Source organism: Devosia sp. GW821-FHT12F11, assembly GCF_058806655.1.
The window spans coordinates 245,051-261,043 of record NZ_JBXAPX010000007.1; the positions used below are offsets into that span (position 1 = coordinate 245,051).

General features: G+C 65.6%; 14 protein-coding genes and 1 pseudogene. 5 read left to right on the plus strand and 10 right to left on the minus strand.

Annotated elements, in window-relative coordinates; translation table 11 throughout:
- Nucleotides 1-38: 38 nt before the first annotated feature.
- From kdpA to AC1ROK_RS20910, 4 genes are all read right to left on the minus strand, one after another.
- Nucleotides 39-1,742: a potassium-transporting ATPase subunit KdpA gene (gene kdpA, locus AC1ROK_RS20895; RefSeq protein WP_492850485.1), complete on the minus strand. Its 1,704-nt coding sequence runs from the start codon at nucleotides 1,740-1,742 to the stop codon at nucleotides 39-41.
- A gap of 83 nt (nucleotides 1,743-1,825) precedes the next feature.
- Nucleotides 1,826-1,915 (minus strand): K(+)-transporting ATPase subunit F, encoded by a 90-nt coding sequence (kdpF, locus tag AC1ROK_RS20900; protein ID WP_492850487.1) that lies wholly within the window; start codon nucleotides 1,913-1,915, stop codon nucleotides 1,826-1,828.
- A 325-nt stretch (nucleotides 1,916-2,240) separates the two neighbouring features.
- Nucleotides 2,241-2,480 carry a hypothetical protein gene (locus AC1ROK_RS20905; RefSeq protein ID WP_492850489.1) on the minus strand — a complete coding sequence of 80 codons (240 nt, stop codon included), beginning with the start codon at nucleotides 2,478-2,480 and terminating at the stop codon, nucleotides 2,241-2,243.
- Nucleotides 2,481-2,491: 11 nt separating this feature from the next.
- The gene (locus AC1ROK_RS20910) at nucleotides 2,492-2,725 is read right to left on the minus strand and encodes a hypothetical protein (RefSeq protein WP_492850491.1); all 234 of its coding nucleotides are present in this window, start codon (nucleotides 2,723-2,725) and stop codon (nucleotides 2,492-2,494) included.
- Nucleotides 2,726-2,978: 253 nt separating this feature from the next.
- On the opposite strand from AC1ROK_RS20910, the gene AC1ROK_RS20915 reads away from it, so the two are divergent.
- The 5 genes and pseudogenes from AC1ROK_RS20915 (at nucleotide 2,979) to AC1ROK_RS20935 (ending at nucleotide 8,314) form a co-directional block, all read left to right on the plus strand.
- Nucleotides 2,979-3,740 carry a 2-keto-4-pentenoate hydratase gene (locus AC1ROK_RS20915; RefSeq protein WP_492850493.1) on the plus strand — a complete coding sequence of 254 codons (762 nt, stop codon included), beginning with the start codon at nucleotides 2,979-2,981 and terminating at the stop codon, nucleotides 3,738-3,740.
- Between the two features lie 96 nt (nucleotides 3,741-3,836).
- Nucleotides 3,837-4,748: an alpha/beta hydrolase gene (locus AC1ROK_RS20920; protein WP_492850495.1), complete on the plus strand. Its 912-nt coding sequence runs from the start codon at nucleotides 3,837-3,839 to the stop codon at nucleotides 4,746-4,748.
- Nucleotides 4,749-4,959: 211 nt separating this feature from the next.
- On the plus strand, nucleotides 4,960-6,174 hold the full coding sequence (locus AC1ROK_RS20925) for an MFS transporter (RefSeq protein ID WP_492850497.1): 1,215 nt from the start codon (nucleotides 4,960-4,962) through the stop codon (nucleotides 6,172-6,174).
- A 133-nt stretch (nucleotides 6,175-6,307) separates the two neighbouring features.
- Nucleotides 6,308-7,036: a FadR/GntR family transcriptional regulator gene (locus tag AC1ROK_RS20930; protein WP_492850499.1), complete on the plus strand. Its 729-nt coding sequence runs from the start codon at nucleotides 6,308-6,310 to the stop codon at nucleotides 7,034-7,036.
- Between the two features lie 93 nt (nucleotides 7,037-7,129).
- A pseudogene (locus tag AC1ROK_RS20935) lies at nucleotides 7,130-8,314 on the plus strand (L-talarate/galactarate dehydratase).
- Nucleotides 8,315-8,541: 227 nt separating this feature from the next.
- Here the strand turns inward: AC1ROK_RS20935 and AC1ROK_RS20940 are convergent.
- The 6 genes from AC1ROK_RS20940 to AC1ROK_RS20965 form a co-directional block, all read right to left on the minus strand.
- Nucleotides 8,542-9,432: a CehA/McbA family metallohydrolase gene (locus AC1ROK_RS20940; RefSeq protein WP_492850501.1), complete on the minus strand. Its 891-nt coding sequence runs from the start codon at nucleotides 9,430-9,432 to the stop codon at nucleotides 8,542-8,544.
- 82 nt (nucleotides 9,433-9,514) lie between these two features.
- Nucleotides 9,515-11,305, minus strand: coding sequence for an ABC transporter ATP-binding protein (locus AC1ROK_RS20945; protein ID WP_492850503.1), 1,791 nt, complete (start codon nucleotides 11,303-11,305; stop codon nucleotides 9,515-9,517).
- Between the two features lie 59 nt (nucleotides 11,306-11,364).
- Nucleotides 11,365-12,918, minus strand: coding sequence for an ABC transporter substrate-binding protein (locus tag AC1ROK_RS20950; RefSeq protein WP_492850505.1), 1,554 nt, complete (start codon nucleotides 12,916-12,918; stop codon nucleotides 11,365-11,367).
- Nucleotides 12,919-13,054: 136 nt separating this feature from the next.
- Nucleotides 13,055-13,984, minus strand: coding sequence for an ABC transporter permease (locus tag AC1ROK_RS20955; RefSeq protein WP_492850507.1), 930 nt, complete (start codon nucleotides 13,982-13,984; stop codon nucleotides 13,055-13,057).
- Nucleotides 13,981-14,901, minus strand: coding sequence for an ABC transporter permease (locus AC1ROK_RS20960; protein WP_492850509.1), 921 nt, complete (start codon nucleotides 14,899-14,901; stop codon nucleotides 13,981-13,983). The genes AC1ROK_RS20955 and AC1ROK_RS20960 overlap by 4 nt, the downstream gene beginning before the upstream one ends.
- The gene (locus AC1ROK_RS20965) at nucleotides 14,894-15,763 is read right to left on the minus strand and encodes a metallophosphoesterase family protein (RefSeq protein ID WP_492850511.1); all 870 of its coding nucleotides are present in this window, start codon (nucleotides 15,761-15,763) and stop codon (nucleotides 14,894-14,896) included. Before AC1ROK_RS20965 ends, AC1ROK_RS20960 begins: the two co-directional genes overlap by 8 nt.
- Nucleotides 15,764-15,993: the final 230 nt, after the last annotated feature.

Below are 15,993 nucleotides of genomic sequence, written 5' to 3' on the forward strand. Positions count from 1 at the left end.
CTCATGCGAGCGCCGCGCTGGATATGTGAGGGTGAGCATCAGAAGGTCTGGCCGCCGAGCATCGCTAGGTGCTCGACGATCGGGCCGAGTGCCAGTGCCGGGATGAAGGTGAGCCCGCCGACCACCAGGATGACGCCGAGCAGCAGCCCGATGAACAGCATGCCATGCGTGGGCAGCGTGCCGGCGGAAGCCGGAACGGTCTTCTTCTGCACCAGCGAGCCGGCCAGCGCCAAGGCGGGGATGATCACCAGGAACCGCCCCATCAGCATGCCGATACCGAGCGTGATGTTGTACCAGGGCGTATTGCCCGAGAGCCCGCCGAAGGCCGAACCATTGTTCGCCGCCGCCGAGGTATAGGCGTAGAGCACCTCGGAGAAGCCGTGCGGGCCGGGGTTCCAGATCGACGACACCCCGAACGGCAGTACGACACTGATGGCGGTGAAGCCGAGCATGGCGAGCGGCAGGCAGAGGATAGCGAGCATCGCCATCTTTACTTCCTTGGCCTCGATCTTCTTGCCCAGGTATTCGGGCGTGCGGCCGACCATCAGCCCGGCGACGAAGATGGCGACGACTACGAACAGCACGATGCCGTAGAAACCGGCGCCGACGCCGCCGATGATGATCTCACCCAGCATCATGTTGATCATCGGGATCATGCCGCCGAGCGCCATGAAGCTGTCGTGCATGGCATTGACTGCACCGCACGAGGCCGCCGTAGTGACCACCGCGAACAGCGCGGAAAGCGGCACGCCGAAGCGGACTTCCTTGCCCTCCATATTGCCGCCGTCGATGCCGAGCGCATGCACCAGCGGGTTGCCCGCGGCTTCTGCCCAGTAGCAGACGGTGACGCCAACCAGGAACAGCACGCCCATGGTGATGAAGATCGCCCAACCCTGCTTCTGGTTGCCGACCATGCGGCCGAACACATTGGTCAGTGCCGCGCCGATGGCGAAGATCGACACCATCGAGATCAGGTTGGTGAGCGCCGTCGGGTTCTCGAACGGATGCGCGGCATTGACGTTGAAGAAGCCGCCACCGTTGGTGCCCAGATACTTGATCATCATCTGCGAGGCCACCGGGCCCTGCGCGATGCTCTGCTGCGTGCCTTCCAGCGTCACGGCAGCCGTATAGGCATCGAGGTTCTGCGGCACGCCCTGCCAGACGAGGACAAGCGTGCCGATGATGCAGATCGGCAGCAGGATGTAGAAGGTGCCCCGTACCAGGTCGACCCAGAAGTTGCCGAGTGTCGAAACCGACTTGCGCGAGAAGGCGCGGATCACCGCCATGGCGACGGCAATACCGGTGGCGGCGGAAACGAAGTTCTGCACCGCCAGGCCCATCATCTGGGTCAGGTAGCTCATCGTGGTCTCGCCACCATAGTTCTGCCAATTGGTGTTGGTGACGAAGCTCGCCGCGGTGTTGAAGGCGAGCTCGGGACCGACCTCGGCCATGCCCGCCGGGTTCAGCGGCAACACCGCCTGGAACCGTTGCAGCAAGTACAGGATGATGAAGCCCGCGAAGTTGAACAGCAGCATGGCCACCGCGTAGGTGACCCAGTTCTGCTCTTCATCCTCGCGGGTGCCGGCGACGCGGTAGAGCCCGCGCTCTATGGGGCGGAGCACCGGCTGCAGCCAGGTGCTCTCGCCATTGAAAACGCGCGTCATGTAGGCCCCGAGGGGTTTGACGAGCAGAACGATGATCCCGCAGAAAACGAGGATCTGAATCCAGCCGAGAAGGGTCATGGGAGGATCTTTCCGGTCCCTAGAAGCGCTTCGAGGAAAAGTTGCAGGACTTTCCCACCTCGGAAGCGCGACAAAACAACAGCCTAGAAACGCTCGGGACGAACCAGAGCGAAGACCAGGTAAACGAGCAGGAACAGCGCCACCGCGCCCCCGAGAATAAAATCGAGCAGCATCGCTTGGCCTTTCGCTCAGAGCTTGTCGCAGGCGGTAACGTAGGCATACGCGAGGGTGAAGAATACTAACCCGATCGCTAGAACGACTATGTCCATCGTTCAGTACTCCAGTGAGTTGCGGCCCATCCCAGGTCTTTCGGGACAAGCACCAGTGCCGCCGCCGGAAGCGGCAGCGGCCAACTGTTCAGAATTGCGGGAAGAGATATGCGCGCGGTCGGCATAGGGTTTCGAGAACAACCCGACCGAAAAGAAATAAAAAACCTATAGGAATTCTCCGGGCGCAGCCCGGTGCGCAGCCCGCCAAAGCGGGCCGCGTACCCTGACCTCACCCGGCCTTGCGCAACGGCCCCGGGGCGAAGAGCGTGTCGACGCTCAGCACCATTTCGGCGGGGGCGGCGCAGACTTCGCCTGGGGCGTAGTCGCATTCTTCCATGGCAAAATGCACCGCCGACTGGCGGTCTACGAAAATGCCGCCGGTGAGCCCCATGCTGTCGCTGACGATCCAGTTGCCCTTGTCGTCGCGACCGACCATGAAGCGGCCCCGGTGCGGGGGTGTGGTGACCATTGCACTACGCATCAGGCCAGCCCCGCCGCCCACATGGCAACGACGCCGCCGAGCACCACGACGAACACCACCGCGACGGTCGTCAGCATGCGCCACAGCGCGCCAGACTCTTCGTCATGGATGGATGGAGGCGCCGCGCCACGGGACCGTCCCATGATGGCCTCCCGGTGCTGGCGAATGGCGTTGAGCCGCGCTTCGCTGGTCTGTTGCGTGACGTAATGCATGCCGTAGCGAGGGGTGTACATCTCGTAAGGTCCTGGTTGCGGCCGGTCTGCCGGCCAATCCGCAGCGGCTCCGGACAACACCCGGACGACCTGCCGCCGCAACAATCTAGACACTGCCCCAGTAGGATTTCGATTGGACGCCCCAAGCAAAGAAATAGCCGCGACATAAAGTTCCGTAGCTTCGGTCTAGGGGACGCCAATACATATGACATTCCTATTTGACTTCCGGTTCGGCGAGGGTCTGTCTCCCGCGTCAGTACTGGAGTTCACGACTATGATCAGCACCGACACCATCGCCGCGAGCCTCGCCGGCAACCGGGTGGCCGGCACCGCCACGGCGCTGCAGCTCGACGCCGTCACCGCCAAGGTTGACGCCTACACCGTGCAACTCGCGGCACTCGACGACTACGAGGCCGAGCCGATCGGCTACGCGCTGGCCGGCACCAATCCCGCCTGTGCGCGGTTTCTCGGCCTCGACCAGCCGATCTACGGGCCGATTCCACGGCGTGATTTCTTCTCCGGTCCGCAGCATATCCGCCTGCCCCGCGGCATCGTCGGCGCCCAGTGCGAACTGGTCTTCGTCATCGGCCGAAGCTATCCCGACAGCAACGAAAGCATAGACCGGCACTCGGTCGGTGAAGCCATCGTCGCCTGCCGGCCGGCCATCGGCCTCGTCGGACGCCGCGTGGTCGGTGGCCCCCATGACACGCCGACCGCCATCGCTGATTTCGGCCTGCATGTGGCGACCATCTGCGGCCCGGCAGTGCGCATCGACTGGCAGTCCCTCGGCCAGGCCGAGATGACCGCCAGCATCGACGGCAAGGTGATGATGACCGGTCTGGGCAAGGCCATCTCTGGCCATCCGCTCGAGGCGATTGCGTGGCTTGCTCACGAACTGGTTCGCGACGGCCGCCAGATCAGCGCCGGGGAAAGCGTCGCCACCGGCTCCTGCGCCCCGATCCTGCAGGTGCTGCCGGGCCAGACCCTCACCGTCGATTTTGCCGGTATCGGAAGCTCGACCTGCAGCTTCGAGTGAGGGTTCGGGTCGCCGATCCGCCAATGCTGCAAATCACTTGCCCTGACGGCGCGGCTGACCAGAATACCGGCGACTACGCTCGTAAGGGGAGACGACATGAACGCCATCGACCAGCAGCGGCCGCCAGAGGCACCCGACGCCGCCGGCGTCTATCGGATCTGGCCGGGTGAGGGTCGCGCCCCGGGTTCGGAGCACTGGACGCATCGGGAATCGACCATGCAGATCCCGTGGACCACTGCCAGCCGGCGGCTGACCCGCAACGTCGTCATCCCTAGCCTCACCGCCTTCCTCCCCGAACCCGGCAAGGCTACCGGCACGGCGATGATCGTCGCCCCCGGCGGCGCCTTCCATTTCCTGATGATCGATCATGAGGGCTATGACATGGCCCGCTGGCTGGCCGGGCTCGGTATCACCGCCTTCGTGCTGAAATACCGCCTGGCGCAGACGCCCGAGGCCGACGCCGACCTGCTCGACTTCCGCAACGAGCTGCAGCGCCGGCTGCACCAGCCCGGCCCGATGGGTGCCGCGCCGCCGTCAAACCCAGCAATCGCCGAAGCTCGCCTGTGGGGCGAGGAAGACGGCCGGCAGGCGATCCGTTTCGTCCGCCAGCACGCCGCCGACTGGGGCCTCGACTCCACCCGCATCGGCATCGGCGGCTTCTCGGCCGGCGGCGCCGTCACCCTGGGGCCGGTGTTCGAGCATGATGCCGATAGCCGCCCGGATTTCGCCGTCGGCATCTACCCGGCCTGGCGCGCCGGCCTGCCGCTGCCACCGGATGCGCCGCCGCTGTTCCTCGCCATTTCCGACGACGACAAATCGGTCGCCCCGCTCTCCTCGGTCCGCCTTTACGAGGCCTGGCACAATGCCGGCATCCCAGCCGAACTGCACGTCTTCGGCAACGGCGCCCACGGCTTCGGCTTCGGCAAGTCGGGGCTGTTGTCGGATCCGTGGGCGGAGATGTTGCAGAGCTGGTTGGGGGTACGGGGATTGTTGGGCAAACCGGAATAGCCTCCCCGTCCCCTCGCCCAGCGAGTTAGCGCAGCTAGGGTGAGGGGTGCAGCCTCTCAGTTATGCTGGATCGCCCAGCACGCTGAACTGCCTCACCCCTCACCCTAGCCCTCTCCCCTGAGGGGAGAGGGGACGCCCCTGCTCGCGCCTCAGCCTCCACGACTATCGTCCCGCTTGAGCGAGCCCGCTCGATATGTTCCCTGTCGGCCCAATGCCCTCCTCTACGCCCCACGTCATCCACATCCCCTCGTTCCGTCATTTCCTCTCGTCCCGGGCGCTGTCGTCCGTGGCGTTCCAGGGTTCGGCGGTGGCGATCGGCTGGCTGATCTACGATCGCACCCGCAACCCGTTCGACCTCGGGCTGGTCGGGCTGTTCCAGTTCCTGCCCATGCTGGTGCTGACGTTCCTCGCCGGACACGTCGCCGACCAGTTCGACCGCCGCCAGATCGGCCTCGTCTGCCAGGTGATCGAGGCCGTCACCATGGGCTTCATCGCGCTCGGCATCTGGCAGGGCTGGCTGCCGACCTGGGGGATCTTTGCCGCGGTGACCGTGCTCGGCGCCGCGCAGGCCTTCGAGCGCCCCAGCATGGCGGCGCTGCTGCCGGGGATCGTCCCCATGGCGCAGCTGCAGAGCGCCGTCGCCACTTCGACCTCGGTCATGCAGACCGCGCTGATCATCGGCCCGGCGCTGGGCGGCATTCTCTACGGCTTCGGCGACGTGGTGCCGTTCCTCGCCTCGGGTGTGCTGTTCCTTGTCGCCAGCTACAATGTGCTGAAGATCGACAAACCCGCCACCCTGCCTGCCCGTGCCCCGATGACCTTCGAGTCGGTGTTCGCCGGGGTGGTGTTCATCAAGAGCAAACCGGTGATGCTGGGGTCGATCTCGCTCGATCTCTTCGCCGTGCTGCTCGGCGGCGCCACCGCCATGCTGCCGGTCTATGCCCGGGACATCCTCCATGCCGGCCCCTGGGCCCTCGGCTTTCTCCGCATGGCCCCGGCGATCGGCGCCGTGGTGATGTCGCTGCTGCTCGCCCGCTTCCCGCTGCAGCACCGCGTCGGCATCAAGATGCTGGTGGCCGTCGCCATCTTCGGCGCCGCCACCATCGTCTTCGCCTATTCGACCAACATCGTGCTCTCGGTGGTGATGCTGATCATCCTTGGCGCTTCCGACACGGTGAGCGTCGTGGTGCGGAGTTCGCTTGTCCAGCTCCTCACCCCCGACCACATGCGCGGCCGCGTCAACGCCGTGAACTCGCTGTTCATCGGCACCTCGAACCAGCTCGGCGAATTCCGCGCCGGCGTCTTCGCCGGCTTCATCGGCCCGGTCGCCGCCGTCGCCGTCGGCGGCATCGGCACCCTCGCAGTGGTGCTGCTCTGGTCGCGCCTGTTCCCAGCCTTGCGCAAAGTCGACACGCTGAGCGGCTAGACCGAAGAACAGCACGGGTCGCCAACTGATCGACACTCGTCATACGACCTGGACGTAGTCGGTTTGCTTCCGCCGACTGTCGCTATATGCTGCTGCAATTCCTTTCATGTCCCGGCAGTCTGGGGGCCAATTCATGACAGATATGCTGCCGGTTGGCCGCGCCCGCGGCAGCCTGGTCAAACAGGTCAGCGAGGAGTTGCGCGCCGAAATCGCCTCCGGCCGTTTCAGCGTCGGCGACAAGCTGCCCTCGCAGTCGCACCTCACCGAGCGCTTCGCCGTCAGCCGCACCGTGGTGCGCGAAGCGGTGGCCAGCCTCCAGGCCGACGGCATCGTCGAATCCCACCAGGGCGCCGGCGTCTTCGTCACGGCCCGCACCGCGCCCATTGCCTTCGCCTTCCAGAGCATCGATCCGGCGCGGATTTCTTCGATCCTCGAAACACTTGAGCTGCGCGCCGCGGTCGAGATCGAGGCTGCCGGCCTTGCAGCGCTGCGCCGCTCGCCGCAGCAGGAGGAGGAGATCTTCCGCACCCATAATGTGGTGGCCGCCCAGATCGCCCGCGGCGAGCGCTCCAACGAGGCGGACTTCGCCTTCCACCGCGCCATTGCCGCCGCCACCAACAACCCGCGCTTCCCGGAATTCCTCGACCTGCTGGGCCAGGCGGCCATCCCCCGCTTCGCCATCCAGGCCAACGGCGCGGAGGCGGTGCGCGCTTCCTATCTCGACCGCATTCTCGACGAGCATCGCCAGATCGCCCAGGCCATCGCCAATGCCGACGAGGCCGCGGCGCGCGAGGCGATGCGCAAGCACCTCAAGGGCAGCCAGCAGCGCTATCGCGCGCTGATCCAGGCCAATACGCCCTAGCTTATCATATGACTCTGCAGCCCTTTCACCGACAGCGCGGCGGGACGTGGGCTCTCAAGCCCTGAAGACGACGCCTGACCCCGGAGTCTCCCGATGACGACAAACATCCCTGCCGCCGCCCCCCTCGCCGGCCTGGCTCCCGGAGCGGCGACCACCGACCGCATCGCCTGGATAAAACTGTCGCTGATCCTGTTGCCGCTCAAGGCGCCGATCAGCGACGCCAAGGTGCTCACCGGACGGCAGAAACCGCTGACCGAAGTAGCGATGCTGTTCGCCGAAATCGAGAGCGAGCGCGGCCACCACGGCATCGGCTTTTCCTACTCCAAGCGCGCCGGTGGCTATGGGCTCTACGCCCATGCCAGGGAGGTCGCGCCCAACCTGATCGGCGAAGACCCCAATGACATCGCCCGGCTCTGGGACAAGCTGGTCTGGGCCGGCGCCTCGGTCGGCCGCAGCGGGCTCGCGACCCAGGCCATCGCCGCCTTCGACGTCGCGTTGTGGGACATGAAGGCCAAGCGCGCCGGCCTGCCGCTGGCCAAGCTCCTCGGAGCGCGGCGCGACGCGGTGCGCTGCTACAATACCTCGGGCGGGTTCCTCTCCACCCCGGTCGAGCAGTTGGTCGAGAACTGCGAAGCCTCGATTGCCGCCGGCATCGGTGGCCTCAAGATCAAGGTCGGCTAGCCCGACCCGACGGCCGATCTCGCCCGGCTCGATGCGGTGCGCAAGGTCGTCGGCGATCGCGTACCGCTGATGGTCGACGCCAACCAGCAATGGGACCGCCCGACCGCCGAGCGCGTCGGGCGGGCGCTGGAGGAGTTCAACCTGGTCTGGATCGAAGAGCCGCTCGATGCCTACGATGTCGAGGGCCATGCCCGGCTGGCCGCGCAACTGGTAACGCCGATCGCCTCGGGCGAAATGCTGACCAGCGTTGCCGAGCATCTCAATCTGATCCAGCACGACGCCGTGGATTTTATCCAGCCCGACGCGCCGCGGGTCGGCGGCATTACCCAGTTCCTGAAGATCGCCACCATCGCCGAGCAGAAATATCTCAAAATGGCGCCGCACTTCGCCATGGAGATCCATCTGCATCTCGCCGCCGCCTATGCCCACGACACCTGGGTCGAGCATTTCGACTGGCTCGACCCGCTGTTCAACGAGCATCTCGAAATCAAGGACGGCCGCATGCTCGTCTCCGACCGCCCCGGCCTCGGGTTTACGCTCAGCGATCAGGCCGTGGCGTGGACGGTGGACAGCGCCGAGATCGGCAAGCGGCAGTGATTTTTCTCGTAGGGACATCTCCTCAATGGGGCACCGTTTGCCCCACCAACTCGGTGTCATCCCAGCGAAAGCTGGGACCCAACTCGCCGTCGGCGTGGGCTTTGAAATGGGTCCCAGCTTTCGCTGGGATGACATCCGGTGGGGAGGCGAGCCGGTGGACCATCTCGTCCGCCGTATCCGGCCAGCTCACCTCCCGCAGCCGGCGACCCACCCATCCCTGAAGCGACCTAAACCTCGAACGGCTGCGCCCAGGCGCGCTTGCCGTTGATGTCGGTGACGACGACGCGGCACCAGCCGCCGGCGAAGCGGGAAAGATCGAGCTCGGCCGTGGTGATGGCCTCACCATGCACCACCGCCGATTTGGCGCCGGGGCCGGCCAGGACGATGCTGCGCACCGGCGAGGCGGCAACGCTCAGCCTGTCGCCATCGCGTTCGATCGAGACGATCTCCGGGCCGGTGCTGGCGTAGTAATTGCCGGCCTTCAGCGCCGCGAGCAGCGCTTCGGGCTCCAGCGTTTCGGACTTCACCTGCACCCAGCCGCCAAAGCTGTCGTTAGAATGGAAATGCGCGTCGTCGGAAGCAAAGCCGCTGAGCTTCTTACCGCGCGTCATCAGGTCGTCGAACAGCACCACGCCGTCGGGCCGGGCCGACAGCATCTCGCAGGTGTGGTTGTAGATCTCGACCGCGTGCGCAGCATCGAGCGCCAGCCCGTCGGTGAAATCGAGCCCGTACCATTGCGGGTGCGCGATGCCGACAAAGGCGCCGGCCGCCGCGGCGCGCCGGGCCAGCGCTGGACCATCCTCGCCCTCGGGTGTCGCGGCGAAGTCGTGCGGCAGGCCGACGGCCAAGATGTGCCAGAGATCGCCCAGATGCGTCGCCGGTGCATGCAGTTCGGCGCCGATCAGCGTGGTGAAAGCCTCGGTGCGATAGTCGCGCGTGTCGGTCAGCGGAAAGCTGAACTGCGGCAGGAAGTGATCGGAGAGGCAGAGGAAATCATAGCCCGCCTCGCGATAGCGGCGGCAGACCTCTGCCGGATCGAGCGCGCCGTCCGAGCGGTTCGAGTGGGTGTGGAGGTTCCCCTTCCAGAAGCGGCCGGGGGCGGAAAAAGCCGAAAGCATAGTGGTCTCCGAAGCTCGAGCGCGTTCAGGAAAAGTTGCAGACTTTTCCGGTTCGAAAGCGCGACAAAATCAATGGCTTAACTCAGGCGGCGAGAACGAAATGGTTGGCCCCGACCTCGTCATAGCGCGGCGGCGCCGGGTCATGGCCGACCGGATAGATCGGCGAAGGCAGCAGGCCGGCCGGCGGCACCGGCCGCCGCGAGGCGGTCGGATCGGGGTTGGGCACAGCGGCGAGCAAGGTGCGCGTATAGGGATGGCGCGGGTCGCCGAACACCGCGTTGCGCGGCCCCATCTCGACGATCCGGCCCATATGCATCACCGCGACGCGGTGGCTGACCCGCTCCACCACCGCCATGTCATGCGAAATGAACAGGTAGCTCAGCCCCAGCTCCTGCTGCAGCTCGATCATCAGGTTGACCACCTGCGCCTGGATCGAGACATCGAGCGCCGACACCGGCTCATCGGCAACGATCAGCTTGGGTGACAGGGTCAGGGCTCGCGCAATGCAGAGCCGCTGGCGTTGGCCGCCCGAGAATTCGTGCGGATAGCGTTCGAGCTGTTCGTCGGAAAGCCCGACGCGCCGGATCAGCCCGACCACCCGGTCGCGCAGTGCCGAGCCCGCTTCGACGCCATGGATCACCAGCGGCTCGGCCACCTGCTCGAAGGCAGTGAGCCGCGGATCGAGCGCCGCGTAGGGGTCCTGGAAGATGATCTGCATATCGCGGCGTTTCTTGCGCAACGCGTCGCCGGAGAGGCGCGTGAGTTCGTCGCCCTCGAGCGTCACGCTGCCCGATTTCGGCTCGACCAGCCGCAGCAGCGAGCGGCCGGTGGTCGACTTGCCGCACCCGGATTCGCCGACCAGCGCCAGCGTCTCGCCGCTGCCGATGCTGAACGACACGTCGTCCACCGCGTGCACATTGGCGACATGGCGCTGCAGCACGCCCTTCTTCACCGGAAAGCGGGTGATGAGGTGCTTCACCTCGAGCAGCGGCCGATGCGTCGGGGGCGCATCGTGCGCCAGCGCCTCGCCGAACTTTGCCGGCCGGCTGGCCCCCTGCATCGAGCCGAGCCGCGGCACCGCGGCGAGCAACTGCTGGGTATAGGCTTCGCGCGGCCGGGCGAAGAGTTCGCGCGTCGCCGCCTCCTCGACCTTCCTGCCGTGTCGCATCACCACCACGCGGTCGGCCATTTCGGCAACGACGCCCATGTCGTGGGTGATGAACAGCACCGCCATATCGCCCTCGGCGGCGAGGCTGCGCACCAACTCGAGGATCTGCGCCTGGATCGTTACGTCGAGCGCCGTCGTCGGCTCGTCGGCGATGAGCAGGCGCGGCGAACAGGCGAGCGCGATGGCGATCACCACGCGCTGCCGCATACCGCCCGACAGCTCATGCGGATATTGCGTGAAGCGCCGTTCCGGCTCCGGGATACGCACCCGCTTCAACAGCTCCACCGCCTGGCGCGCCGCGTCGGCGGCATCGGCCTTCTGGTGCAGCCGGATCACCTCGGCGATCTGCTCGCCGACGGTGAACACCGGGTTCAGCGAGGTCATCGGCTCCTGGAACACCATGGCAATCTCGTTGCCGCGAATGGCGCGCAGCAAGCCTTCGTCGGCCGCGGCGAGGTCGACCACTCTCGCGTCCTTGCGGCGGAAACGGATGGAGCCTTCGGCGATCCGGCCACCGGAGAACTTGCCGAGCCCGAGGATCGACATCGCCGTCACCGACTTGCCCGAACCGGATTCGCCCACCACCGCGACGCACTCGCCCGAGCGGATCTCGAAGCTCAGCCCGTCGACGGCGACCACCGGGCCGTTATCGGTTTCGAACACGACCTTCAGGCTGTCGACGTCGAGGATGGCGGTGTTGCTCATCGTGGGCTCCGTTCAAATAAAAGAGGCCGGCGGAGATCGCTCCCCGCCGGCATAAACAATCAGTCGTTGAAGGCGACGGCGCCGGCGCGGAAGTCGAGCACGTAGGGGATGTGGCCCGGCAGCGGCTTCCACTCGAGCGACTTGCTCATGCCGTAGGATTCATACGGCTGGTACAGCACCAGGAACGGCGCCTCTTCCTTCACATAGGCCATGATCTCGGCATAGGCGGCCTTGCGAGTCTCGATATCGGTCGAGTAGCGGAAGCGTTCCCACATCCCGGAATAGGCCTCGTTCGGCTTCCACGAGCCGCCGGTGATGCGGGCGCCGGTCGGGCTCCACATCGTGCCGAACGAACCCGCCGGGTCGGCGAAGTACATCGGGTTCGACCAGTTGCGCGATTCCATGTCCTTGTCGTCGCCGGTCCACTTGGGATCGACCTTCAGGTCCATGGTGACGCCGACCGCTGCCCACATCTCCTTGATCGCCTGCGCGGCGAGGAGGCCATTGGTGTAGTAGACCGGATCGGTGTCGTAGCGGACCGTCTGGCCCTCGAAGCCGGCTTCCTTCAGCAGTTCCTTGGCCTTTTCCGGGTTGTACTCGAAGGTCTGGAGCTCCGGCATGTAGAGCTCGCCATATTGCGGGTAGGTGTGGGTCGAGGGCACCACGGCCTTGCCCAGCCACAGCGCTTCGTTGAGCAGGTCCCGGTCGATCGCCATGCTGAGCGCTTGGCGAACGCGCTTGTCGGCCAGCTTCGGGTTCTCGGTATTGAAGAACACCACGTGGAACAGCGGCGTCACCGCCCCCTCGACCTTGAGGTTCGGGTTGGCTTCGATGGTCGCCAGCTGGTCGGGCGGCACGTTGGTGATGAGGTCGACTTCGCCATTGGCGAGCGCCGTGATGCGGGTCGCCATCTCGGGGATGCGGCGGAGTTCGGCGCTATCGAGCGGCGCCTTGTCGCCCCAGTAATCGGCGAACTTCACATAGGTCAGGCCCTCACCGGGCTGGAAGTTCTGGATCGAGTAGGGGCCGGTGCCGACCGGCGCGAGGCCGAAGGCGTCGAAGTCCGAGGGTTCGACCACGGCGGGGTCGCCCGAGAGGCCGGCGATATAGGCCTTGGGGACGATCGAGCCTTCCGAGGTATTGAGCAAGGTCTCGAACAGCGGCTCAGGCTTGAAGGTGGTGAAGCGCACGGTGTTGGCGTCGACCGCCTCGACCTTCTCGAAATTGTTGAAGAACTGCTTCTTCACCGAGCCGAACTCGGGCGTCGCTTCGTTGATGATGCGCTCGAACGAGAACACCACGTCCTCGGCGGTCACGGTGGCGCCGTTATGGAACTTGACGCCGTCGCGCAGCTTCACCTCGAAGATGGTGGGTTCGACCTGCTTCCACTCGGTGGCGATGCCCGGCTTGAAGCTGACTTCGGCCGCGGCATAGTCCTTCTCGATCAGCGGATCGAAGGCGTTGTAGTAGATCTGCGAGCCGGTGTTGGAGTGGTCCTTGCCGGGGTCGAGCGTGGCCGGCAGGTTCTGCACCGCGACCTTGAGGTCGAGCGCGTGGCTAGGGGCCACCAGCATGGTGGTCGTGGCGAGGGCGATGAGCAGGGTCTTGTGCATGACAGCATCCTGTTTTTGACATGCGCCCTCCCGGCCGGCCGATGGATTATCGGACAGAGGACTGACGCGCGGGGTGGTGACAGGCGGGCGCGGGGATTGGGAGACCGCGACAGCCGGGTTGCCGGGTTGGCCCCGGTTACTTGAGCTTGACGTCCAGCGCGTCGCGCAGCCAATCGCCGATGAGGAGGACGAGCAGCGAGACGAACATGATGGCAAGCGATGGCACGACGGCGATCCAAGGGTTGGAGGCGAGATAATCGCGACCGAGACCGACCATGGAGCCGAGCGTAGCGGTGGGCGGCTGCACCCCGAGCCCGAGGAATGACATCGAGCTTTCGAGGAGGATCAGCGCCGAGAAGGTCATCGTCCACATCACGATGATGGGCGAGACGATATTGGGCAGGATATGCTTCAGCAGGATGCGCGAGTGCGTGGCGCCGGCGGCGATCGTCGCCTCGACGAACGGCATGCGCGACACCGTCAGCACCTGGGCCCGCACCACTCGGGCATAGGCTTCCCAGCCGGCGATGCCGATCACCGTGATCAACACCGGCAGCGAGTTGCCAAAGATCGCGATCACCAGCAGCGCAATCAGCGTGAACGGCACGGCGATCTGGATATCGACCAGCGCCATGATCAGCGCCCCGAGCGGCCCACGGACATAGCCGGCAAGGACGCCGAGCGCCGTGCCAAGCAGCATCGAGATGAGGCTGCCGACGAGGGCGATGAGCATGGTCAGCTGCAACCCGTAAAGCGTGCGCGACAGCATATCGCGGCCGAGCTGGTCAGTGCCGAGCGGATGCGCCGCCATGGCCCGATCGAAGCCGACCGGCGGACGCAGCCGCGCCAGTAGCGTCTGGGCGTTCGGATCGTACGGCGCCAGCAGCGGCGCGAACAACGCCACGAGGAGGATCAAGACGAACAGCCCGATATAGAGGCGCATCAGCCAGTTGGCCTTGCGCCACAGCATGGCGAGCGTGCCCTGGCCACGCCGGCTGTTACGAGCCTTGTTGCGGGTGTTGGGGGCCGGCGCGAGGCCAGGCAGGGGAGCGGCAAGGTCGGTCATGCTGTCACCTTCACGCGAGGATCGATGGCGGCGTAGAGCAGGTCGACGACCAGCGAGACGACCACCACCAGGGCGGCGATGAGGATCACGCCGAACTGCAGCACCGGGTAATCGCGCTGCATGGTGGCAAACACCACGAGGTCACCGATGCCCTTGGTGGCGAACACCGCTTCGACCAGCACGCAGCGCGCCACCATGCCGGCCACCTGCAGCCCGATAATGGTCACCACCGGGATCGCGGCATTGCGCAGCGCATGCTTGACGATCACCAGCCATTCCGGCAGCCCCTTGGCCCTGGCGGTGCGGAGATAATCCTGGCTCAGCACATCGAGCAGCGCGTTGCGGGTGAAGCGGACGATCTCGGCCAGCATCGGCGCCGCGAGGACAAGCGACGGCATCAGGAAATGCAGCGGCGTCGCGTCGCCCGAGCTCGGCAACCAGTGGAGGTTGAACGAGAAGATCAGGATCATCACGATGGCGAGGACGAAGTTCGGCGTCGCGTAGCCGACAAACGCTACCGCCATGATCGCCGAGCCCAGCGGGTTGCGGCGGTTGAGCGCCGCGGCAATCCCCAGCGGCACGCCGAGGGCGACAGAAAGGAAGAGCGCATAGCTGAACAGCATCACCGTATTGGGCAGCCGCTCGGCATAGATCGCCACCACCGAGCGGCGCTCGAACAGGCTGATCCCGACATCGCCACTGAACAGCCCCGTGACATAGCGCCAGAACTGCAGCCACAACGGCTGGTCGAGGCCGAAATGCTTCACCATCGCCGCCTTGGTCTCGGTGTCGATCCCCGGCGGCAGCATGTAGTCCATGGCGTTGCCGGAGAGGCGTGTGGCGAAAAACACCGCCACCACCACGACGATCAGCGTCGCGAGCGAGCCGAGCGTGCGCCGGGTGAGGAAATCAAGCACGTTCTGCCTCCCGCTCCGCCGGCACGTCGCGCGCCGTGAACGGCGCCAGCGCCGGCATCCACGGCCGCTCGCCGGAGCGGCGGAACGGCATCGAAACGGCGAACGGGTCTCGGCCATGCACCTCGAGCGAGAACTTGCCGTCGGCGATCTCGAGCATGGCAAACGCGGCAGCGCCTTGCGGGAAAGTGGTGAAGCGCTCGCTCACCGACTGCACGGTGATATGCGGCAGGCCGCGCATATTGGTGACGGTGTTCCAGTGCACATGGCCCGAGAGCCAGAGCGCCGCATTGCCGGTCGCCTCGACCGCCTCGCGCACCGTCACGTGGTCCGGATAGGTGGAGAATTGCGGGTTGCGCTCGAAGTAATAGTTGCCCACCTGCAGATGCCCCGAGAGCGGCACGTGGGTGGCGATGATTGCGGGCTTGCTATCGGCGCTGAGCGTCTCGACCAGCCAGTCGAGGTTGGCCGCGGCGTGCGGGAAACCCGTCGGCCACTCGATCTTGACGCCCGGCTGCCACAGGATCAGCCGCGCTTCGCCGAGATCGACCACCGAGCTCTCCATCGACTGGCCGAGGATCTCCTCGTTGTCCGCGATGCTCATGTTGGCGACGTCGTGATTGCCGAGCACGTGATAGCGCGGCCCGTTGAACGTCGCGAAGGTCGCAGCGACTTCCGCCGCCACCTGCCGGTCGCCCTCGCGGCTGGTGTCGGAGATGCGGTCGCCGAGGTCGAGCAACAGGTCGGCGCCCTGCTCGCCGGCATGCCAGATGCAGTCGCGCATTACCTGCAATGCATCCCAACCGGGCTCCTTGGTGTGCGACTGCGGGCCGTGATGGATGTCGGTAATGATCGCGATCTTCATGGCTCGGCCCTCTCGTTGCTGCCCAACCGATAGCCCCGCTGTGTGACAGTCTTATGAAACTTCCTCAGTATTTCCAGAGCTTGACACTGAGACAAGCTCAGTCCAGATTCTGCATGCAAAACAGGAGCACGATGGCGCTTCGCTGAACCGCCCTCCTGCTCCCAAGTCCTTGTTTGTCGCGAGATCGAACCGGAAAAGTCTGCAACTTTTCCTGATCTCGCTCTGGGGAG